Source organism: Gaetbulibacter aestuarii, from assembly GCF_039537665.1.
Lineage (GTDB): Bacteria > Bacteroidota > Bacteroidia > Flavobacteriales > Flavobacteriaceae > Gaetbulibacter_A > Gaetbulibacter_A aestuarii.
This window is the reverse complement of record NZ_BAABAY010000002.1, coordinates 572552-594454: the sequence shown is the minus strand read 5'-3', so window position 1 is coordinate 594454 and position 21903 is coordinate 572552. Positions and strand designations below refer to the sequence as shown.

General features: G+C 37.6%; 15 protein-coding genes. 6 read left to right on the top strand and 9 right to left on the bottom strand.

Going from position 1 to position 21903, the window contains the following annotated elements; translation table 11 throughout:
- Window positions 1–10 precede the first annotated feature (10 nt).
- Window positions 11–532, top strand: coding sequence for a DUF7935 family protein (locus ABD682_RS11440; RefSeq protein WP_344741513.1), 522 nt, complete (start codon window positions 11–13; stop codon window positions 530–532).
- A gap of 2 nt (window positions 533–534) precedes the next feature.
- Here the strand turns inward: ABD682_RS11440 and ABD682_RS11435 are convergent, their stop codons facing one another.
- Together ABD682_RS11435 and ABD682_RS11430 are read right to left on the bottom strand one after the other, a co-directional pair.
- Window positions 535–1446, bottom strand: a complete 912-nt coding sequence (locus ABD682_RS11435; RefSeq protein ID WP_344741512.1) for a patatin-like phospholipase family protein — start codon at window positions 1444–1446, stop codon at window positions 535–537.
- Window positions 1443–3401 (bottom strand): M1 family metallopeptidase, encoded by a 1959-nt coding sequence (locus tag ABD682_RS11430; RefSeq protein WP_344741510.1) that lies wholly within the window; start codon window positions 3399–3401, stop codon window positions 1443–1445. The genes ABD682_RS11435 and ABD682_RS11430 overlap by 4 nt, the downstream gene beginning before the upstream one ends.
- Window positions 3402–3472: 71 nt before the next feature.
- Here ABD682_RS11430 and recG point away from each other — a divergent pair, with 71 nt between their 5' ends.
- The 3 genes from recG to ABD682_RS11415 all read left to right on the top strand — a co-directional run bounded on the left by recG (window position 3473) and on the right by ABD682_RS11415 (window position 8345).
- Window positions 3473–5575: an ATP-dependent DNA helicase RecG gene (gene recG, locus ABD682_RS11425; RefSeq protein ID WP_344741509.1), complete on the top strand. Its 2103-nt coding sequence runs from the start codon at window positions 3473–3475 to the stop codon at window positions 5573–5575.
- 173 nt (window positions 5576–5748) lie between these two features.
- Window positions 5749–7932, top strand: coding sequence for an endonuclease MutS2 (locus tag ABD682_RS11420; RefSeq protein WP_344741507.1), 2184 nt, complete (start codon window positions 5749–5751; stop codon window positions 7930–7932).
- Complete coding sequence (locus tag ABD682_RS11415; protein WP_344741505.1) at window positions 7929–8345, top strand: thiol-disulfide oxidoreductase DCC family protein; 417 nt, start codon at window positions 7929–7931, stop codon at window positions 8343–8345. Before ABD682_RS11420 ends, ABD682_RS11415 begins: the two co-directional genes overlap by 4 nt.
- On the opposite strand, the gene ABD682_RS11410 is transcribed toward ABD682_RS11415, so the two are convergent.
- The 3 genes from ABD682_RS11410 to aroC form a co-directional block, all read right to left on the bottom strand.
- Window positions 8346–9167: a sulfurtransferase gene (locus ABD682_RS11410; RefSeq protein ID WP_344741504.1), complete on the bottom strand. Its 822-nt coding sequence runs from the start codon at window positions 9165–9167 to the stop codon at window positions 8346–8348.
- A gap of 17 nt (window positions 9168–9184) precedes the next feature.
- Window positions 9185–10510: a dicarboxylate/amino acid:cation symporter gene (locus tag ABD682_RS11405; protein WP_344741503.1), complete on the bottom strand. Its 1326-nt coding sequence runs from the start codon at window positions 10508–10510 to the stop codon at window positions 9185–9187.
- A gap of 86 nt (window positions 10511–10596) precedes the next feature.
- A complete protein-coding gene (gene aroC, locus ABD682_RS11400) occupies window positions 10597–11658 on the bottom strand; it encodes a chorismate synthase (RefSeq protein ID WP_344741502.1) in 1062 nt (353 codons plus the stop codon).
- A gap of 230 nt (window positions 11659–11888) precedes the next feature.
- Between aroC and ABD682_RS11395 the strand changes: the two genes are divergently transcribed.
- A complete protein-coding gene (locus ABD682_RS11395; RefSeq protein ID WP_344741500.1) occupies window positions 11889–12752 on the top strand; it encodes a UDP-2,3-diacylglucosamine diphosphatase in 864 nt (287 codons plus the stop codon).
- Window positions 12753–12755: 3 nt separating this feature from the next.
- Here ABD682_RS11395 and ABD682_RS11390 read toward each other — a convergent pair whose 3' ends face one another.
- Window positions 12756–15683 carry an FAD-binding and (Fe-S)-binding domain-containing protein gene (locus tag ABD682_RS11390; protein ID WP_344741498.1) on the bottom strand — a complete coding sequence of 976 codons (2928 nt, stop codon included), beginning with the start codon at window positions 15681–15683 and terminating at the stop codon, window positions 12756–12758.
- Window positions 15684–15831: 148 nt separating this feature from the next.
- On the opposite strand from ABD682_RS11390, the gene ABD682_RS11385 reads away from it, so the two are divergent.
- Window positions 15832–16317 (top strand): hypothetical protein, encoded by a 486-nt coding sequence (locus ABD682_RS11385; RefSeq protein ID WP_344741496.1) that lies wholly within the window; start codon window positions 15832–15834, stop codon window positions 16315–16317.
- Between the two features lie 56 nt (window positions 16318–16373).
- Here the strand turns inward: ABD682_RS11385 and bshA are convergent, their stop codons facing one another.
- The 3 genes from bshA to serB all read right to left on the bottom strand — a co-directional run bounded on the left by bshA (window position 16374) and on the right by serB (window position 21831).
- On the bottom strand, window positions 16374–17510 hold the full coding sequence (bshA, locus tag ABD682_RS11380) for an N-acetyl-alpha-D-glucosaminyl L-malate synthase BshA (protein ID WP_344741495.1): 1137 nt from the start codon (window positions 17508–17510) through the stop codon (window positions 16374–16376).
- A 52-nt stretch (window positions 17511–17562) separates the two neighbouring features.
- The gene (locus ABD682_RS11375) at window positions 17563–20472 is read right to left on the bottom strand and encodes a serine hydrolase domain-containing protein (RefSeq protein ID WP_344741494.1); all 2910 of its coding nucleotides are present in this window, start codon (window positions 20470–20472) and stop codon (window positions 17563–17565) included.
- Window positions 20473–20607: 135 nt separating this feature from the next.
- On the bottom strand, window positions 20608–21831 hold the full coding sequence (serB, locus tag ABD682_RS11370; protein WP_344741493.1) for a phosphoserine phosphatase SerB: 1224 nt from the start codon (window positions 21829–21831) through the stop codon (window positions 20608–20610).
- Window positions 21832–21903: the final 72 nt, after the last annotated feature.

Below are 21903 nucleotides of genomic sequence, written 5' to 3'. Positions count from 1 at the left end.
TTAACCAACCATGGAAATGACCCGAGTTTTTGACCTTTTTATGTATGCCATGCCTACGATTATCACAGGTGTTATTGCTTATTATTTTTTTAGAGAACACACTAGAAATGAAGATGGTCGCAGACGCTTTTTATTAAAAAAGGACCTTCAGGTTAATGCCATGCCTTTAAGGCTTCAGGCATACGAGCGAATGGCACTGTTTTTAGAACGCATTACACCGTCAAAATTACTTATAAGAGTAACTCCGATTTCTTCGAGTAAAGAAGATTACGAAGCTTTACTAATTCAGAATATTGAACAAGAGTTTGAACACAATCTTTCGCAGCAAATCTATGTGAGCGATAAATGCTGGAGCATTATAACAGCTTCAAAAAATGCCACTATTCAGCTTATCAGAAAAGCCGGTTTATCTGAAAAAGCCGATACCGCTAACAAACTCAGGGAAATTATTCTAACCGAAATGATGGAACGCCGCGCCCCCAGTGATGCCGGATTAGCATTTTTAAAGGAGGAAGTTTCAGAAATCTGGTAATTCTATACGATGCGGAGTTCATTCGAACGCCCTTGCTCACTTTTAGCCTTGGCGTAATCAAAGCCTTGTTGCCACCAGGACCTCATTAATTTTTTATTAAAGATCAGCGAATTCTCGGTTAATTTAGATGGTGTATAATATAAATTGAGTTCCACATCCTTATTTTTGGCGGCCAATTTCCCAATGGTGACATCATTACGTTCAACCTGATCTAACAAATGCCCGAACAAATTAATCATAAGGGAAAAGGGATTCTTTCCCAAAATCTTGTTATATTCCATAGATTCGGATTCCAGAACAATGGCATCAACATGTGTAGCACCACGTAAAATGGCTTCGCGAATAGGCACAACACAACCTAAACCGCCATCAGCATATTCATAGCCATCACGAGTGGCCAAAGACATAAACGGAATGTAATTACAGGATATCCAGATCCAGTCGCAAAATTCTTCATAGGTAAAATCGTTGATAGACTTATACTCCACCCGATTCTTCGATAAATTAGAAACCGTAACCACAACATCCTCCACATTATTTCGAATGTAATTGAACTCAGCCCGCGTAAAGGTGGTCCGGATATTACGCTTAAGCGCCATACTTTCACCAAAAGTGCGCTTGCGCTTAATAAATTGAAGCAGCGTATTAATGTAGTTGATAGAAACGTATTCTCGATTCCCTTTCTTTCGAACTCTAAAAGGATTGATGCTGAATATTTTACTTTGATTTACATTAGTAAAAACATCGTAGATCTTATCGATCTTACCGGCAGCCAAATGGGGTACTAACAAACTTCCTGTAGAGGTTCCTAAAAACATGTCGTAATCTTTGCCTTCCTCTTCTATTAAATATTGAGCCACACCTCCGGCATAGGCCCCCTTACTGCCACCACCCGAAATTACTAATGCTTTCATTGATTCATGGTTTTTAATAACTGCTTGGCAAATTTAGAAAATTGCCAGTTATGATGATGTGTTGCTTGCTCTATATTTTCCTTACACTCCGAATTACAACCCCCGATCTGATATAAATATTGAATCGCATTTTGTCTAATTTCAAAACCATATTTTGGACTGGTGTAGTCCAAAAGTTCTCGATAATAGGTCGGTTTTTCTTCCGTGTTATAGTCCTCTGTAATTAAAGCCAGAGTCAGCCACAACAAACGCACATTTTTTGTTTTAAAGCCTTGTATTTCTTTTGTTTCATTCAGGTATTTTGAACGGTCTTCCGGAAAATTTTGCCATAAATGAAACAATGCCGCTTCAATGGTTTCATAGGAATTATCCTCAAGCAAACTTTCATAATCATTTTTGAAATCTAACGGAATTTTTGAGACATTTTGAGCAATGGCCTTTCGGACTTCCAAAGCATTCTTAAAAGCATCCTCAGAGATGTTATCTTTTAATTCTGATATAATATTGATCTTGGCCTCATCGGAAATACCTGAAGATAAATAATCCTTGCAGCGCGAATTTATGACTTCGCAATCTGCCATCAAATATTCATTGATGTAAGTAGACTTCTTTAAACTTTCCATAGCATCATGGTAATCGAAAGAGGTTGGGGTTATCCATTTCGCCTTAAAATCTTTTAGATCAATCTGACCTACTTTTTCCACTTCACCTAAAAAATCATCTGTTTGAACATTCTTAAATTTGAAATCATTTAAATAATTCCTGACCGCCGTTTTAAAAACTGAATCCCCAACCTTTTCACGCAAGGCATGCAAAACCCAGGCGCCGCGCTTGTAAAACGTGTCACTACTCGATTTTGGATCTAAAAGTGAAGTCCCTCCACCAGATTTATCCTGTTTAAAAAGGGTATCAGCGTATTCGTAAAGGCGCCAATAGTAATAATTCTTACCAAAAATATGGCGCTCAGCTAAAAGTGCATAATAGGTAGCAAAACCTTCTTGCAACCAATGATGCGTTCCAGAAGTTTCCGTAACCAGATCGCCAAACCATTGATGCGCCAATTCATGGGCACCAACATTTACAAAGTTTTGATCATTGTATCCAATGGAATCAACTACGAACCGATCGGAAAAAATCGTCAGACTTGTATTTTCCATTCCCGCATAAAGAAAATCTTTAACAGGAACTTCTTTATAGTTTTGCCACGGATAAGGGATGCCTATCTCTTGCTCCAGATAATCGAAAATTTCTTTAGTATAGCGATACGTAGGTTCAAATTTCAACGCATCTTCGGGATAATAATACATCTCAATAGGAATTCCTGAATTAGAAGAGGTTTCCTGCTTATCGTATTTACCAATAGCCAAAGCAACCAGATAACTCGCCATAGGTTTTCTCATTCCATAATGCCAGGTTGTGATCGAATCATTTGAAATTTTACTGAATAGTTTTCCATTGGCCATCACCTGATATTTTTTATTGAATGAAATGGTCAGATCAAAAACAATTTTATCATTCATATCGTCTAAGGATGGTAACCAATTACTTGTATATTTACCTTGACCTTGCGTCCAGATCTGCTTATTCCCACCGGGATCATCCCAATCAATAAAATACAACGCTTGTTTAGGTTCGGTTTTCCAGTGAACGATTAATCGATGATTTGTATTTTTTTTAAATGCTTGTTTTACAATAATTTGATTTCCGTTATATAAACTGTCATTATAACTATGGTCTAAGCGATAAGAAACAGATTTAAAGTTCTGGGCATCCAAATAAATTGAGTCAATATCCTTCAGAATATGAAAGTCGTAAGTAACAGTTCCCATAACTTCTTTTTGAATGGTGTCGAATGAAATTACAGCTTTCGCAGTTTTGAAATCGACCACATCGGTTTGTTGCGAGTAACAAATAATAGAAGCAAAAAATATAAATAGTTTAATTATTTTATTCATGTAAACAGATCTGCAACTTTTAGACCAAATTAGCACTTTTAATCTTAATCGAAATACCCTAAATTCGCTTTATGTCTGTAAATCTTCAAACACCCATAGATTATCTGAAAGGTGTTGGCCCGAATCGCGCCGACTTACTTCGTAAAGAATTAGGAATTCACACCTATCAGGATCTTATTAATTTGTTTCCCAACAGATATATCGACCGAACACAATACTACAAAATAAATCAGTTACCCCGAAATAATGCAGACGTTCAGGTTGTTGGTGTGATCACCGGTTTTAAGGAAGTAGCCCAAAAGCGTGGTAAACGGCTGGTTGCCACCTTTCAGGATGACACCGGTGTCATGGAATTAGTGTGGTTTCGTGGCCAAAAATGGATTCGTGACCGTTTAAAATTACAAACCCCTTATGTGATCTTCGGAAAAACAAACTGGTTTAATGGGCGATTTAGCATGCCGCATCCCGACATGGAATTACTTGCTGAACACAAACAAAACCTGCGCTCTGCGATGCAGCCTATTTATCCGTCTACGGAAAAGCTCTCCAACAAGGGTATTTCTAATCGGGTTATGAGTACGTTCATGCAGTCTTTATTTAGAGAAACCAACGGTGAATTTACAGAAACGCTTTCTGAAAATTTACGCTCCGAATTAAAACTGATCAGTAAAAAAGAGGCGCTTTTTAATGTACATTTTCCTAAGAGTCCGGAGCTCCTTTCGAAAGCCCAATTCCGATTAAAATTTGAAGAATTATTTTATATCCAGTTACAACTCATTATTAAAAACAGAGTCCATAAAACTAAAATTAAAGGCTTTGTTTTTGAAACCGTGGGCCATTATTTTAACACGTTTTACAAAGAACATTTACCCTTCAAATTAACTGGAGCGCAGAAACGTGTAATTAAAGAAATTCGAAGTGATATGGGAAGCCACGCTCAAATGAATCGCTTATTACAGGGTGATGTAGGTTCCGGGAAGACCATAGTGGCGTTCATGTCAATGCTCATCGCACTTGACAACGGTTTTCAAGCCTGCTTAATGGCGCCAACTGAAATTTTGTCAGTTCAACATTATAATGGATTATTAGAAATATGTAATCCATTGAATATCAGTATTTCATTATTAACTGGTTCAACTAAAACTTCAGAAAGAAAAGAAATTCATGAAAAACTAGAAAATGGTGAATTAAACATCCTGATTGGTACCCATGCACTCCTTGAAGATAAGGTTCAATTTAAAAATTTAGGTCTTGCCATTATCGACGAACAACATCGTTTTGGCGTAGCCCAACGGAGTAAGTTGTGGCATAAAAATGAGTCGCCACCACACATTTTAATTATGACCGCCACCCCTATTCCACGAACTCTGGCGATGTCGGTTTATGGAGATCTGGATATCTCGATTATTGATGAATTACCACCCGGAAGAAAAGCCGTAAAAACGGTGCATCGTTTTGACAAAAACAGGCTTCAGGTTTTTAAGTTCATTCGGGACGAAATAAAAAAAGGACGGCAGGTGTACATCGTGTATCCTTTGATCCAGGAAAGTGAAAAAATGGATTACAAAGATTTGATGGATGGTTACGCCAGCATCGAACGTGATTTTCCTAAACCGGAGTATCAAATATCCATCGTGCATGGAAAAATGAAACCTGCCGACAAGGATTATGAAATGCAACGCTTTATTAAGGGAGAAACAAACATTATGGTCGCCACAACCGTTATTGAGGTTGGTGTTAATGTACCGAATGCTTCAGTCATGATCATTGAAAGTGCTGAACGGTTTGGCCTATCGCAATTACACCAGCTTCGCGGGCGTGTAGGACGTGGTGCTGAACAAAGCTATTGTATTTTGATGACGAGTCATAAATTGAGTGCTGATAGCAAAACACGTTTGGAAACCATGGTTAGAACAAATGATGGCTTTGATATCGCTGAAGTAGATCTGCGTTTACGTGGCCCCGGAGACATTATGGGAACCCAACAAAGTGGGGTGTTGAATCTGAAGATTGCTGATATAATCAAAGACAACGACATCCTGAAAAGCGCTCGATTCTACGCCAAGAAAATCATAAATCAGGACCCTTCGCTTGGCCAACCTGAAAATCAACTTATACTTAGAACTTACAAACAATTGACTAAGTATAAGAATATCTGGAATTACATTAGTTAACCCGGTATTTTTATTTCACATAGTTTCGTTCTAATAGCCTAAAACATACGCCTAGATTCTTTAAATTTGCGCTGCATTAAAAATGAAATGAGCCTTAATACGAACTTGAAATTAACCCAAATGAAGGTTAGCGAAATACATCTTACCGACCTAAAACAATTTTATCGCTAAAGATGAAAGAACGCCATATACATATTCACGAAAAAACGCTTCAGGATCTGGAGTTTCCGCAGGTTTTAGAACAAATAAGCGAACTATGCATAACGCATTTGGGACGTGAGCAGGTTTTAAGTATTACGCCTTACCGAAATGAGGCCGCTTTAAAAACCAGTTTAAACCTCACGAATGAATACCTGTCTTCATTCTTTAATGATAACCGCATACCCAATCATGGTTTTGAAGCCATTACAAAAGAGCTTCAGTTATTAAAAATAGAAAATACATTTTTAGAGGTTCACAGTTTGAAAAAACTGGTAAGTATGTCTATTACGGTCAATGCCATTCTAAAGTTTCTTAAAAAGTTTGAAGACTACTATCCGGAGCTTTATCAATATGCTTCAGATATTGAAATCACAGAACTTTTAATTGAAAAAGTGGATAGTGTTGTAGATCGATTTGGGGATATCAAAGATCAGGCATCCGATGAACTTTTCCGCTTGCGGCAAGAAATCAATAAGGTAAAAGGAAAGATCAATCAGAGTTTCGCAACAGCATTACACACCTATCATCAAATGGATTATTTGGATGATATCCGTGAAACCGTTGTTGAAAACCGACGCGTATTGGCCGTTAAAGCCATGTACAGACGGAAAGTGAAAGGTAGTGTTATGGGCGGTAGTAAAACAGGTAGCATTGTGTACATTGAGCCTGAAACTACCATGCAATATTCCAGAGAACTTAATAATTTAGAATATGACGAGCGCGAGGAAGTCGTTCGTATTTTAAAGGAAGTAACCAATTTTATACGCCCGTTTTATTCACTTTTAGAACGCTATCAGGAATTCCTAACACGTATCGATGTAATTTCTGCGAAAGCCAAATATGCGAAATCCTTGAATGCTATACTTCCGGAATTCTCTGAGGATAAAAGTATGCATTTACGAGATGCTTACCACCCGCTTTTATATTTAAACAATCTGGAAAAACAGGAAAAAACATTTCCGCAATCGATAGAACTTAAAAAGGACAGTCGTATTATAGTGATCTCCGGACCTAATGCCGGCGGTAAAAGTATTACCTTAAAAACGATCGGGCTACTTCAGGTGATGTTACAATGCGGTATTTTAATTCCGGTTCATGAGCGGAGTAAGGTTTGTTTATTCGATCGCATCATTAGTGATATTGGAGATAACCAATCCATCGAAAATCACCTGAGCACGTACAGTTATCGCTTGAAACAAATGCGCTATTTCCTTACCAAATGCAATAAGAATACCTTATTCCTAATTGATGAATTTGGTACAGGAAGTGACCCGGAACTTGGTGGTGCTTTAGCCGAAACATTTTTGGAAGAATTTTATCATCGGGAAGCGTTCGGGATCATTACGACGCATTATTCTAATTTAAAAATACTAGCTACGGAACTCCCACATATGGTGAACGCCAACATGCTTTTCAATGAGAAAACACTGGAACCTATGTTTAAACTTGTTGTTGGACAGGCCGGAAGTAGTTTTACATTTGAAGTCGCTCAGAAAAATGGCATCCCTTTTAGTTTGATAAATCGGGCGAAGAAAAAAATTGAACGTAGTAAGATCCGTTTTGATGCCACGATCGCCAAATTACAGAAGGAACGATCAAAACTGGAAAAAACAGGACAGTCCTTAAAAGAAAATGAAAAGAAAACTTCTGAGGAAGCTGAAAAACTGGAAGAGATCAATGCGCGCATACAGAAAAAACTGGAAAGCTATCAGGAGTTATATGACAGCAATCAGCGTTTGATCTATTTAGGTCAGAAAGTAAATGATCTGGCTGAAAAATATTTTGAAAACAAACGGAAACGCGACTTAATGGGCGAATTATTCAAATTGATACAAATTGAAAATTCCAAACGCAAAAAAATTTCAGCGAAGCAAAAGAAAGCCCAAAAAGCAAAAGAGCAGCAGGTAAAAAAAGAAGCTGATAAAAAGGTTGAAGTTATTCGTAAAAAGAAAAAAATAGCCAAAGAAAAAGCTAAGGAAATACCTGAAAAACCTAAACCAGTTCTAAAAGTAGGCGATCGCGTGCGTATGGAAGATGGTCGTGCTGTGGGAAGTATCGATAAAATTGAAAAGAACAAAGCTGTTGTAAACTATGGCATGTTCACTACCAATGTGAGTTTGGAGCAATTGGAACTCGTTGAAGCTGTTAAAAAATGATAAAACTTCCGCAGGGAAAATATTTAATTCTTTTTGATGGTGTTTGCAATCTTTGCAACAGCAGTATACAATACGTTATAAAATACGATAAGAAGAACCAATTCATGTTTACAGCGCTTCAAAGTAATACAGGCAAAGCATTGATTGAACGATTTAATATCGATACACAAAAAACTGATTCTGTATTGCTTTACACCCCTGAAAAAGGTTTGGATTATAAAAGTACGGCCGCCTTAAAAGTGGCTTACCGTTTAGGATTTCCACATGCTTTGTGGTGTGTGTTTTTTATTGTTCCTACATTTTTAAGAAATTGGATTTACGATTTTATAGCCAGGAACCGCTACAAATGGTTTGGAAAGAAAGCGGAGTGCATGGTTCCGACGCCTGAATTAAAAGCAAAATTTTTGGAATAATCAGTCTTCAACTAAAGTCCCCCACTCGGTCCAGGAACCATCATAAACTGAAATATTATTATAACCGGCAACTGATGCGCCTAATGCAAGCACACAGGCCGTAATACCCGAACCACAAGAAAAAACTACAGGATCATTTTTTTGAGCCACCATATAAAGTGCTTTTTCCAATTCGATCTTCGATTTAAGGTGACCGTCTTCCAGTAGATCAGTGAAAGGTAAATTCACAGAGTCGGGAATTGTTCCTTGTCGCAATCCTGCTCTTGGCTCAGGAACTTTACCTTGAAAACGATCTGCTGAACGCGCATCCACAACTTTATGAGAATGATTTTGAACCACACTTTTTAAACCCTTAAAGAATTGCATGGTTTTGGGTTGAAGTACGGCTTTAAAATTCCCGGATTCACCGGAATAGGATTTGGCTATTTCAGTAGCGTACCCTGCTTTTTCCCAAGCCGGAAACCCGCCACTTAAGACCGCGACGTTATTGTGACCGAAAGATTTGAATAACCACCAAACACGAGCACTGGAATAAATACCCTTATCATCGTAAACCACAATGGCACTATCGGAATTTATACCTAAAGTTTGAGCTTCCTTTTGAAATTGTTCTGTTGAAGGAAAGGCATTAGGAAAAGGATCAGATGTATTGCTAAATTTATTTTTAATATCGAAAAAACGAGCCTTTGGTATTTGCGAGTAAGCCTCATCGAGGTTTTTCCCCATGGTTCCATCTAAAACCACAAGATTATCAGCATCCAGATTATCATGTAACCAGGACACAGAAACAATTGGATGGTTTATGCTTAAGGTGTTACTCATGATAATTTTGATAAATTCTATTTTACTTCATTGTAATTGTCGTTCCATTCTTTAGGTTTTGGCTCATGAATTTTGCCCAGAGATTTCGCAACAATAAGGGAAACCGTTGCATCACCGGTAACATTCACAACCGTTCTACACATATCCAATGGGCGATCAACTGCAAAAATCAGGGCTAGTCCAATTGGTAATAATTCCGCCGGAAAACCTATAGATTCTAAAACAATCACCAACATAACCATACCTGCACTAGGTACGGCTGCACTTCCAATGGAAGCTAAAAGCGCCGTTAGAATAATAACCAATTGATTTGTGAAAGTTAAACCTTCAGGCCAAATAACCTGCATGATAAATACCGCGGCAATACCCTGGTATAAACTTGTTCCATCCATATTCACGGTAGCACCTACAGGAAGCACGAAACCAGAAACCTCCTTATCTACGCCCAGGTGTTCCTCAACGCGTTCCATGGTAACGGGCAGTGTTGCAGCACTACTACTGGTAGAGAACGCCAATAGTTGCGCCGGACTGATTTGTTGTAAAAACCACATCGGTGATTTTTTTACGTACACGCCAATAAGTAACAAGTAAAAACAAATCATCAAGATAAGACCACCTACCACACAAAGTGAATACATAAGTAATTTTAAAAGAATATCAGGATCGTCAAATGCAACGATCACATTCGCTAATAAAGCAAATACGGCGTAAGGCGCAAATAACATAATAAGATCCACCATTTTCATGACGACCTCATTTAGGGAATCAAAGAAATCGATTAAAGGTTTTGCCTTTTTTTCACCAATCAAAAGTAAACATATACCCACGAACAAGGCAAAGAAAATAACCTGGAGCATGGATGCACTGGCAAAAGATTCAAATATATTACTTGGAAAAATATCAACCAAAGGTTGCAAAGGTCCGGCATCTTTCTGCGCAGAAGCCTTTTCTAATTTATCCGCCACTCCGGCGTCATTTTGATAGCGCTCCTCAATTTTTTGAAGGGTATCCTGAGGCATCCCCTTTCCGGGCTGCACTGTATTTACTATGGTAAGACCAATAATAATCGCTACCAGGGTCGTAATAATATAGATAGAAATGGTTCTTAAACCCATGGATTTGATCTTGGAAATATCTTTTAAATCAGAAATCCCTTTGATCAAAGAGGCTAAAATTAAAGGAACCGCAATGAGCTTCAAAAGATTTATAAAAATGGTTCCAAAAGGTGCTATCCAGTCTCCAACAAACCCTCTTCCACCTTCAACAGAGGTTAAAATAAACCCGAAAATAATTCCGAGAACCATACCAATAATAATCTTCCAATGTAATGCTAGTTTCTTCATAGCGTATTTAAGTCAGTTTTTCTAGTTTGTAAAACAACAAGGTACGTATTTCAATAGGAATAATAAAGATTGAAAAGATCCTCCTCCTATTGATAAATTTTGTTTAGCAGATAAAAATCGGTAATCACCAGAGCAGCCATGGCTTCTACAATAGGCACTGCACGAGGAACAACGCAAGGATCATGACGTCCTTTGCCTTGCATTTTAACAACCTTTCCTTCTTTATCAATAGTTTGATATTCCTGAATGAGCGTAGCTACGGGCTTAAACGCCACATTAAAGTAAATGTCCATACCGTTACTTATGCCACCCTGAATACCACCTGAAAAATTGGTTTTGGTTGTGCCGTCGGTATTAAAAGCATCATTATGATCGCTGCCATACATTGTGCTTCCATGGAATCCACTTCCATATTCAAAGCCCTTTACTGCGTTAATTGACAACATGGCTTTTCCTAATTCGGCATGAAGTTTATCGAAGACAGGTTCACCAAGTCCTGCAGGAACATTTTGAATAACGCAACTAACCACACCACCAACGGTATCTCCCTTACTTCGTACTTCTTTAATATAATCCTCCATTTTCTTAGCCATTTCGGTATCAGGACAACGCACAATATTCGATTCTACCAGAGTAAGATCCAATTCTTCGTAAGGTTTATCGAGTCCCATAGTACCCACACGTGATACGTAGGCTGTAATTTTTATGTCTTTTAAAACTTGCTTTGCAATAGCGCCTGCCACTACCCGACAAGCAGTTTCCCTCGCCGAACTGCGCCCACCTCCACGATAATCACGAAGGCCATATTTTTTGTCATAAGTATAATCGGCATGGCTTGGACGATAAGAATCCTTAATATGGCTATAATCCTTAGACTTTTGATTAGTATTCTTGATCACAAAACCTATAGGTGTTCCTGTTGTTACACCTTCAAAAATTCCGGAATGAAATTCTACAGTATCAGGCTCCTTTCGTTGCGTTACAATTTTAGATTGTCCCGGTTTTCTTCGATTTAATTCATTTTGAATTTCTTCGAGGTCTAAAGAAATTCCCGGAGGGCAACCATCAATAACTCCGCCCAATGCCGGACCATGAGATTCACCGTAAGTTGTAAGATTAAAAAGTTTACCGAAACAATTTCCTGCCATACTATAATTTTTTGCTAAAATAAAGCTTTTTTCGAATTCAACCCTTTAAAATTCCATGATAAAGATTCAGAACAAATTAAGGAATCAAACCTTAGTTTTAAATTAAAATTTGTACCATTGAATAGCCTTGCATAACAATAAGTTAACAAAAAACTGATATATAAATAATTATTACATAATCATTACGTAATATATAATGAGGTTATTTGTACCGTAAATAAATCGAAGAATTGACTATTAAGAGAAAAATAGAACTGGCTGTTATTTCTGATGTGCATTTGGGAACCTATGGATGTCAGGCCAAAGCTTTACTTACATATCTCAACAGTATTGCCCCAAAAACCTTGATCTTGAATGGCGATATTATTGATGCCTGGCATTTCAATAAACGTTACTTTCCTAAATCCCATTTGAAAGTGATAAAGAAAATAATTGATATGGCTGCTAACGGCGTTAAAATTATTTATATCACCGGAAATCACGATGAAGTTTTTCGAAAATTTGACGGCACGGAGGTTGGAAATATTTCAATCGTAAATAAAATAGTTTTAGAACTTGATGGCAAAAAAGCCTGGTTTTTCCATGGAGATGTTTTCGATTTTTCAATTCAACACGCAAAATGGCTTGCTAAATTAGGCGGTTATGGTTACGACTTGTTAACCGTTCTTAACCGGTACATCAATTGGGTTACCCATAAATTAGGTAGAGAACGCTTTTCCTTATCTAAAAAAATAAAAAACAGCGTAAAAAGTGCTATTAAATTTATCAAGGACTACGAAAGAGAAATAGCGCATTTGGCTATTGAACAGGGCTATGATTATGTGGTTTGCGGACATATTCATCAACCTAAAATGGAGCTTATAGAAACCAAGAATGGCAAAACCATGTATTTGAATTCAGGGGATTGGATCGAAAATTTCACAGCTTTGGAATACCAATTCAAACGTTGGAAAATATACCATTATAACGAAGATAAATTAGCGCCATTCAGCGTTAACGAACAAGAAGATAACTTCGATATGCAAGATCTTATAGCGGCTATAACCATCGTTGAGCAAGCTGCCAAAAAGCCTAAAAAGGAAAAGGTAGATTAAGCTTTAGGGGTGACGTAATGCCGCTCTAAGAATAGATATAGGGTGAAATGCCTTTTTCCCGGTACCGTCGTTTATTTGATGTCTGCAACTCGTTCCATTAGCAGAAATAACAACCTCATTTTTCGCTTTTCGAATGGCCGGAAATAAGGTTTGTTCACCAATAGTCATGCTAACCTCGTAATGTTCTTTTTCGTAACCAAAACTTCCCGCCATACCACAGCAACCACTCGGTATTACTGTTACCTTATAATTTTGAGGTAAATTCAAAATAGAAAAACTAGGCATTACAGAACTGATTGCTTTTTGATGGCAATGGCCATGAAACTTGATCGTTTTCACTTCATTAGTGAATTGTTCCGGTTTTATATTTCCTTTTTTAATTTCAGCTTCCAAAAACTCTTCAACCAAAAAGGTGTTTTTAGCCAGATATTTTGCGCCTTCCAGATCATCGGCCAACTTTAAATAATCATCTCGAAAACTTAAAATTGCGGAAGGTTCAATACCAATTAATGGGGTGTTTTCAGAAACTAGATTCTTAAAGGCAGCTACATTAGTGTTGGCACACTTTTTTGCCTGTTTTAATAACCCTTTGGAAATAAAACTTCGTCCGGATTCAGTATGGTCTATTAATTTGACCTCATAATTAAGAGCCTCCAATAATTCAATGGTATCGATACCTATATTCGTGTCCAAACGATTGGTAAATTCATCATTAAAGAGGTAAACCGTTTTAATATAGAGTTTTTGTGACTTTGAGTTATTGAAGCTTTCAAACCAACTATGCAATGTGCTTTTCGACACCAATGGTAATGATCGCTCTTTGGCAATACCTGCAAGAGACTTCAATATGTGGCCTGTAACTTTATTGGAATACAAGGCATTTGTTATTCCGGGTATCCAGCCACCGAATCTATTGATCGTATCATTGTAAGCAAACAATTGGGTTCTCAAAGAAACACCATGAGCTTTCTGATACTGATATTGAAATTCCGCCTTTAAACTGGCTACATCCACACTACTCGGGCATTCGCTGGCACAAGCCTTACAACTTAAGCAAAGGTCAAATACTTCTTTTAATTCTTCGTGATCAAAAGCATTGGTTTTATTCGAATGTGTTAAAAACTCTCTTAACGCATTTGCTCTGGCCCGCGTAGTATCTTTTTCATTTTTAGTGGCTCGGTAACTTGGGCACATGGTACCACCGAACTCAGGTAATTTTCTACAATCACCGGAACCATTACATTTTTCCGCCTCACGCAAAATACCTTCTGAAGCTGAAAAATCCATTAAGGTTTCAACTTGAGGTTCAATACGGTCAGGGTCATATCTCAAATTTTTGTCCATGGGTAAAGCATCTACGATCTTACCGGGATTAAAAATATTATGAGGATCGAATGTTGATTTTATGTGCTTTAAAAGTTGATAATTCTCCTCACCGATCATCATAGGAATATAACTAGATCGCACAATGCCATCACCATGTTCACCGCTCATGGAACCACGGTATTTCTTCACGAGTTTGGCAACTGAAGTTGTTATATCCTTGAATAAAGCAACATCATTTGATTTTTTCAAATTAAGTATGGGTCGAAGATGCAACTCGCCTGCACCGGCATGAGCATAATACACAGCATCCTGATCAAAGGAGTTCATTAGAGCACTAAATTCCGAGATATATGATGACAGATCTTCAAGATCCACAGCTGTATCCTCAATACAAGCCACAGCTTTTTTATCACCAATAATGTTCCCCAATAGTCCTAAACCCGCTTTTCGAAGCTCAACAGCTTTATTGATTTCTTCTCCTCGAAGGATTGGGGCAGCATAACTCCATCCGGAAGCCATAACGGATTTTATTAATTTCTCAGCCAGCAGTTCCACCGCTTCCGCGGATTCTGCGCGCACCTCGCACATTAAGATCGCTTTTGGGTCTCCCTCCAGAAATTGACGGTTAGCCTGTTGCGTTCGGTTGTTTTTTGTACAATCTAAAATGGTTTTATCCATCATTTCACAGGTGTACAAATGATGCTTCATTGCAGGAACAACAGCCTGCAGACAACTTTCAATGGTATTAAAATGAAATGGTACCATGATGGTGTGTTGCGGAGGCAGATCGTCTAATTGTAGCGTAATTTCAGTGGTAAAAGCCAGAGTACCCTCACTTCCTGCTAATAACTGGCACATATTAAAATCTTCCGCAGCCGTTTTAAAGGTGTTCGAATTAATTAAAGCATCGACGGCATATCCGGTATTACGTCTGTGAATGGATTGTTTTGGAAAATTATCAATGATTCTCTTTTGAACCGTTTCTGATTTTAGAGCATTATAAATGGTATTGTAAATTTTACCCTCTAAGTTGTTTTCTTTTGTTTTTTGTTGAAAAGTTTCCCTCGAAACTTTATGGAAAACAGCCTCTGAACCATCACTTAGAATTGTTTTTAACTGGATTATTTTATCTCGGGTAACGCCATATTGAATTGAGGTTGTTCCGGAGGAATTATTTCCTACCATCCCTCCCATCATACAACGATTGGAAGTGGATGTATTCGGTCCGAAAAATAAACCATGCGGTCTTAAATATGAATTCAGGCTATCGCGTACAACTCCTGGTTGAACCGTTATGGTCTTAGCTTCTGTATCAAAATCAAGGATCTCAGTAAAATATCGTGAAACATCAACAACAATGCCTTCTCCAACACACTGACCTGCTAATGAGGTTCCTGCTGTGCGTGGAATTAAACTGGTATTGTTCTTTTGAGCAAAAGCAATTAAAACCTTAATATCCGCCTTGTTCTTTGGATAAGCGACTGCAAGCGGTAACATGCGATACACCGAAGCATCTGTGGCGTAAAGTGATTTTGTGAGATCATCAAAAAGCAATTCGCCTGTAAGATGCGATTTTAATATATCTAAGCGATTTTCTAAGGACATATAATGAAGAAAATTCTACTATTTTTTTTGAAGGATAAAGATAATTACAATTTTGGTCTTATTTTTGTTTAAACCAAATGAATAAAAATTATATGGTCTTTTTTTGCGAAAGGCTCGTATATAGTAGTAAACCAAAACATTTTAATTTATGAAGAAATCAATTTTTATTACCTTTTTATTAGTTGCCTTTGCTTATACTGCTCAGGCTCAGGAAATTTCTCCTAATGCCCTTGGACTACGTTTAGGCGACGGAAACGGCTTTGGTGCTGAGGTGTCTTATCAAAGAGCATTGGGCATGAACAACCGTTTAGAATTAGACCTGGGACTCCGTTCCGACAATAATTTTGATGGCTTCAGCTTAGCCGGATTATACCAATGGGTATGGTTATTAGACGGTAACTTTAACTGGTATGCCGGTGTTGGTGGAGGAGTAGCCTCATATGATTATAAACCTGATTTTCCAGGCTATAACGGTAGCGAAACCTTTATTTTTGGAGCTGGTGACATCGGTATAGAATATAATTTTGATATCCCACTACAAATATCATTGGATGCCAGACCAGAATTTGCTTTTGGTAACTACAATGACAATTTAGATTTTGATATTGCATTAGGTATCCGTTACAGATTCTAATAGAAAGTATTTCAATACATAAAAAAAGCGCCTCTTGGGCGCTTTTTTTTATCTCATTAGGAGATCAAACATTTCTCCAAAGTATCTTGGTAAATTTTTTCGTAAATCGGAACAATTTTGTGCACGTTAAACTTTTGAGCCTGCTGTCTTGCCTGAGCTTTAAAGGTTTTTAAACGTTCTTCGCTTTTTAATATATACAAGGCATTTTTGGTCATTTCGGCAATATCTCCAACATTACTCAAAAATCCGGAATACCCTTGCTCATTAACTTCGGGTATCCCTCCTGTATTACTAGAAATTACCGGTACGCCAGAAGCCATAGCTTCTAATGCTGCAAGACCAAAACTTTCCGTTTGAGATGGCAATAAGAATAGATCGCTAAAACATAGGATCTTGTCGATCTCATTACTTTTCCCAAGAAAAACAACTTTATCGTAAATATTCAGTTTCTTACATAAGGCTACAATTTTTTCCCGTTCAGGCCCTTCACCAATCAACATTAATTTAGCCGGAATTTCCTTTTGGATATTATTAAATATTCGGATAACATCCAATACTCGTTTTACCGGTCGTAAATTACTAACATGCGTAATTATTTTTTCATTTTCTTCAGCCATCATAGCTCTTTGACAGTCGGTAAATGAAAATTTATATTTTTCCAGATCAATAAAGTTCGGCACAACATGAATATCATTTTTAATATTGAAAAGACGTAAAGTATCATCCTTCAAGCTCTGAGATACCGCCGTAACCGAATCTGATTTGTTGATACTGAAGGTCACCGCAGGTTTGTAGAATGGATGACTTCCTACCAAGGTAATATCTGTACCATGCAACGTGGTTACGATAGGAACATGAATACCTTCTTCAAGCAACATTTTTTTGGCCATATAAGCAGCATAAGCATGCGGAATGGCATAATGCACGTGTAAAATATCGATCTGATGTAATTTAACCATATCCACAAGTTTACTGGATAGTGCCAACTCATAAGGTTGATAATGGAACAAAGGATATTCCGGTACATTCACTTCATGGTAATGAACATGGTTACTTAATAATTCTAACCTCACAGGTTGGCTGTAGGTTATAAAATGAATTTCATGACCCCGTTTGGATAATTCCAGACCCAGTTCTGTGGCTACTACGCCACTTCCACCGAAGGTTGGGTAACATACAATTCCTATTTTCATTTCTTTTTCAGCAGTTTAAATTTTTTATTTCAACCAAAGCCTTATTTAGCTTTTAATCATCAATAGCCTCATAAATAAGCTCTTGAATATCGGTTCGAACGTTCTCGCGCAGTAACGTATTTTTCCCGGCTTTAGGATACGTTCTATTTGCCATGAACACATAAACAATATCAGCATCAGGATCGGCCCAGGCATAAGTACCCGTAAATCCGGAATGTCCGAAACTGGTTAAGGATACACAGCCGCAAGTAGGTCCTTCACCTTCTAATTGAGGTTTATCAAAGCCCACACCGCGACGGTTATCTTCAGAGCAATAATAACAGGTATTAAATTTATCAATTGTTTCCGGTTTTAAAAACCGTTTTCCTCCATAAAATCCTTTTTGAAGGTACATTTGCATGATTTTAGCCACATCATTGGCATTACTAAATATACCGGCATGGCCTCCTACTCCGTTTTCCATGGCAGCGCCCATATCATGAACGTAACCGTGAACTTCCTGATATCGAAAATAATCATCTATTTCAGCGGGCACAATTTTGTTATCACTTACCGTATGATATGGATTGTAGGTGGTGTGATTTGCACCAAGGGATTGGTAAAAATGTTCTTGAATCAATTCATCCAGACCCTTATTATAATGGCCCTCGATGTATTTCTTCAAAATATAATATGGAAAATCACTGTAACGATATCTCAGCGTTGGAAGTAAGTCTGAATCCTTTATGATCTTTTGAATGGAATCCGGATAATCGGAGCGCAGGTAAAGATTTTTTGCTACTTCAACATTGAATTTCGGACTTCGTTCTGTGCGGTAATATTTTGCGCTTGGCCGCTTTGTATCCGGGTTCAAGGTGTGATAATAAAATGGCTCCCAGGGACGCAGGCGTGCATAATGCGATAACATTTGTTTAAGGGTAATATTGGCCTTGTTAGAACCTTTATAATACGGTGATAATTGCGCCAATGTTTCATCAAGCGAAACAATACCTTTCTCCTCTAACTCCATTAATAAAGGAAGTGTGGACAAAATTTTGGTTAGTGAGGCCACATCATAAATATCATCGTCTTTTACCTTATTCTTTCCGTTATATGTATGGCTTCCAAAGTTTTTATTGTAAATCACTTTTCCATGGCGTGCTACCAATAGTTGAATTCCGGGTGTCATTTTTAAATCCACAGCACGTTGTGCGACGGAATCGATTTTGTTCAGTCGTTCTGAACTCATCCCTTCCCGCTCAGGAATGGTATAGCCTAAACGTTTTAAGTTAAAGGTTGTAATGCCTGTTCCTACAGGAAATTCTGGTCTAGCAGAAACCGGTAATTTCCCCTGGGCAGCAATAGCTCCAAAAATGAGTTGAGCTGATTTCTCCTGAGCTATTTTACTATTCTGATAGCTTACCACAATGGATTCAATATTTTCAGAATTCTTCAATTCGCTCAAAGCATATGGCTTCACAAAAACATCCAGAATAACGGCATGATCTTTTGAAATATCATTTAGCCAAGTAAGCTCTTCTTTAGTAAATTTGTAAGGTTTCCAGGGCGACTCATCAGAGCGGTGTAAACCAACAATAACGGTATTGTAACCCAGAAGTGTATTATCCGAATGAGGGTTTTTTACCTCGTTCACCTTGGTATACTTTTTCAATTCATTTAAAAAGTCAGATCCTGAGTCATCACCCAAATTCACATAGGCTATTTTTTTGGTCTCCAAATTTCGAATAGGAAGGAGATCATTTTTGTTTTTTACAATCGTGATCGCTTTTTCAATAAGATCTTCATTTAGAACCTGATCATCAATGCGATTTAGATCAGAAACTAAATCATTCACATTAATGGGTGAATAATCCGCTAAGCCAGCTTTATACTTCGCTTCCAGAATCTTTTTTACGGAATGAGACAAACGATCTTCAGTGATTATATTGTTCTTATACGCCTCGACAATTTTTGAAATTCCTATACCTACATCTTCCGACATTAACATCACATCATTCCCAGCCAAGAATGCAGCCAGATCAATATCTCCGGTCTCATTAAAGTTGGAAGCCCCTTTCATGGTTAAGGCATCTGTAAAAATAAGGCCGTTAAAACCAAGTTGTACCTTTAGAATATCAGAAACGATATGTTTAGACAATGATGAAGGGTAACCTTCTCTGGGCTCCAGAGCAGGAACATTCAAGTGTGCTACCATAACACTGGAAAGCCCATTTTTAATCAAAGATTTGTATGGATATAATTCAACGGAATCGATACGCTTTTCATCGAAACTTACCGTTGGCAAGGTTTTATGAGAATCCTGATCTGTGTCGCCGTGTCCGGGAAAATGCTTGGCACAAGCTAAAACTCCGGCACTTTGCATGCCCTTCATAAAAGCTAAAGCTTTTTCGGTAACATTAATTTTATCCTCCCCAAAAGAGCGATTTCCTATTATGGGATTGTCCGGGTTCGTGTTAATATCTACCACCGGCGCAAAATTAAAATGAACCCCCAAACGCTTGCAATGTTCACCAATATGTTTTCCTACCTGCTCAATGAGTTCGTTATTTTGAATGGCTCCTAGGGTCATATTCCAGGGAAAAACAAAGGTTGAATCTAAACGCATACTAAGTCCCCATTCCGCATCCATGCCAATTAATAATGGAGTTTTTGAAAGCGCCTGTAATTCATTGTTAAGTTTCGCCTGACGCACCGGACCACCTTTCGAATATATAATGCCACCAATATGATACTTCCTGATCGTATTGATAACTTGATTTTTTGTTTGTTGATCCTGATCGGACATGACCTGTACCATGTACAACTGCCCTACTTTTTCTTCGAGACTTAATGAATTGTAAACAGAATCCACCCATTTTTCTTGTGCTAAAACATCTTCAGACCTTAATGGATCGGAGACATTCTGAGCGTAACTTATTCTAAATGTTATTAGTGTAAGTAACAAGAAAAAGATGTGGCGCATATAAAGGATTATTTTTGTTATTTATTGTTGTACTGGGGAACAGTAATAACCGTGCCAAAGTACTACATTTAAGAAAAAGATGAAAAGACTTTAAGATAGTTTTATAACGAAGTTATTAAACAATAATGGGATGATTTATTCCAGAAGATCGATATGCCTATCGTGATACCCCAACAAATATAAAACCCCATCTAAACCAATACTAGAAATTGAGCTCTGGGCATTCTTTTTAACCTTTGGTTTAGCGTGAAAAGCAATGCCTAATCCGGCTAGATTTAACATGGCCAGATCATTTGCTCCATCACCAACTGCGATCGTCTGACTGATGTGAATTCCTTCTTTTTTAGCTATCTCTTTAAGATACTCAGCTTTCTTATTACCGTCAACAATATCGCCTATATAACCTCCGGTTAATACACCGTCTTTTATCTCGAGTCGATTAGCATAAACATAATCGATTCCTAATTCCTTTTGAAGGTACTCTCCAAAAAAAGAGAATCCCCCGGAAAGAATTGCCGTTTTGAATCCGTAAGTTCTTAATGTATCGATAAGTCTGCGAGCCCCTTTAGTAATAGGAAGACGCACGGCAACATCGTGTAAAACTTCTTCTTTCAAACCTTTAAGCAATTTCATGCGACGCGTAAAGCTCTCTTTAAAATCGATCTCACCCTGCATGGCTAGTTCGGTGATTTCTTTAACCTCAGGACCTACACCAGCTAATTCTGCTAATTCATCAATAACTTCCGTTTGAATTAGCGTTGAATCCATATCGAAACATACCAAACGTCTGTTTCTTCGGTAAATATTATCTTCTTGAAATGCAATATCAACATCCAATTCACTTGAGATCTGCATGAACTTCTCTGTAAATTCGGTCTTATCGTCAATTTTACCACGAATAGATAGTTGAATGGAAGCTCTTGGATATTCTTCCTCTTTAATTAAAGATAAACGTCCGGTTAAACGTTTGATCGAATCTATATTGAGATTTTTATCAGAAATGATCTTGGTCACTTCAGAGATTTGTTGCGCTGCTAATTTCTTACCTAAAATGGTAACGATATAGCGATTTTTACCTTGTAAGCCTACCCAATGCTCGTAATCATCGGAAGAAATCGGTGTGAATTTCGCTTTAATGTTCAATTCATAAGCCTTAAAGAGTAAATCCTTTAAAACCGCAGCCGATTTTTTTCCAGATTGAATTTCGAATAAAATACCTAGAGACAAGGTGTCATGAATGTTGGCCTGGCCAATATCGAGAATTTTAGCTTCATATGCCGCCAAAACTCCTGTTAAACTCGAAGTTAAACCTGGTTTATCTTGTCCTGATATATTTAGTAAGAAAATCTCGGTGGCCATATTTTTTGCCTTTTCAGCTCTAAAAAGATGTAAAATTGATTATTCTGTTTGAGAAATAAAAGTTTTTTCAAA

Coding starts and splice junctions, on each gene's coding strand:
- ABD682_RS11410 (WP_344741504.1), bottom strand. CDS start 9,167: ATGAGTAACACCTTAAGCATAAACCATCCAATTGTTTCTGTGTCCTGG.
- aroC (WP_344741502.1), bottom strand. CDS start 11,658: ATGGCAGGAAATTGTTTCGGTAAACTTTTTAATCTTACAACTTACGGT.
- bshA (WP_344741495.1), bottom strand. CDS start 17,510: ATGAAAATAGGAATTGTATGTTACCCAACCTTCGGTGGAAGTGGCGTA.
- ABD682_RS11385 (WP_344741496.1), top strand. CDS start 15,832: ATGAAGAAATCAATTTTTATTACCTTTTTATTAGTTGCCTTTGCTTAT.
- ABD682_RS11415 (WP_344741505.1), top strand. CDS start 7,929: ATGATAAAACTTCCGCAGGGAAAATATTTAATTCTTTTTGATGGTGTT.
- recG (WP_344741509.1), top strand. CDS start 3,473: ATGTCTGTAAATCTTCAAACACCCATAGATTATCTGAAAGGTGTTGGC.
- ABD682_RS11405 (WP_344741503.1), bottom strand. CDS start 10,510: ATGAAGAAACTAGCATTACATTGGAAGATTATTATTGGTATGGTTCTC.
- ABD682_RS11420 (WP_344741507.1), top strand. CDS start 5,749: ATGAAAGAACGCCATATACATATTCACGAAAAAACGCTTCAGGATCTG.
- serB (WP_344741493.1), bottom strand. CDS start 21,831: ATGGCCACCGAGATTTTCTTACTAAATATATCAGGACAAGATAAACCA.
- ABD682_RS11390 (WP_344741498.1), bottom strand. CDS start 15,683: ATGTCCTTAGAAAATCGCTTAGATATATTAAAATCGCATCTTACAGGC.
- ABD682_RS11430 (WP_344741510.1), bottom strand. CDS start 3,401: ATGAATAAAATAATTAAACTATTTATATTTTTTGCTTCTATTATTTGT.
- ABD682_RS11435 (WP_344741512.1), bottom strand. CDS start 1,446: ATGAAAGCATTAGTAATTTCGGGTGGTGGCAGTAAGGGGGCCTATGCC.
- ABD682_RS11440 (WP_344741513.1), top strand. CDS start 11: ATGGAAATGACCCGAGTTTTTGACCTTTTTATGTATGCCATGCCTACG.
- ABD682_RS11375 (WP_344741494.1), bottom strand. CDS start 20,472: ATGCGCCACATCTTTTTCTTGTTACTTACACTAATAACATTTAGAATA.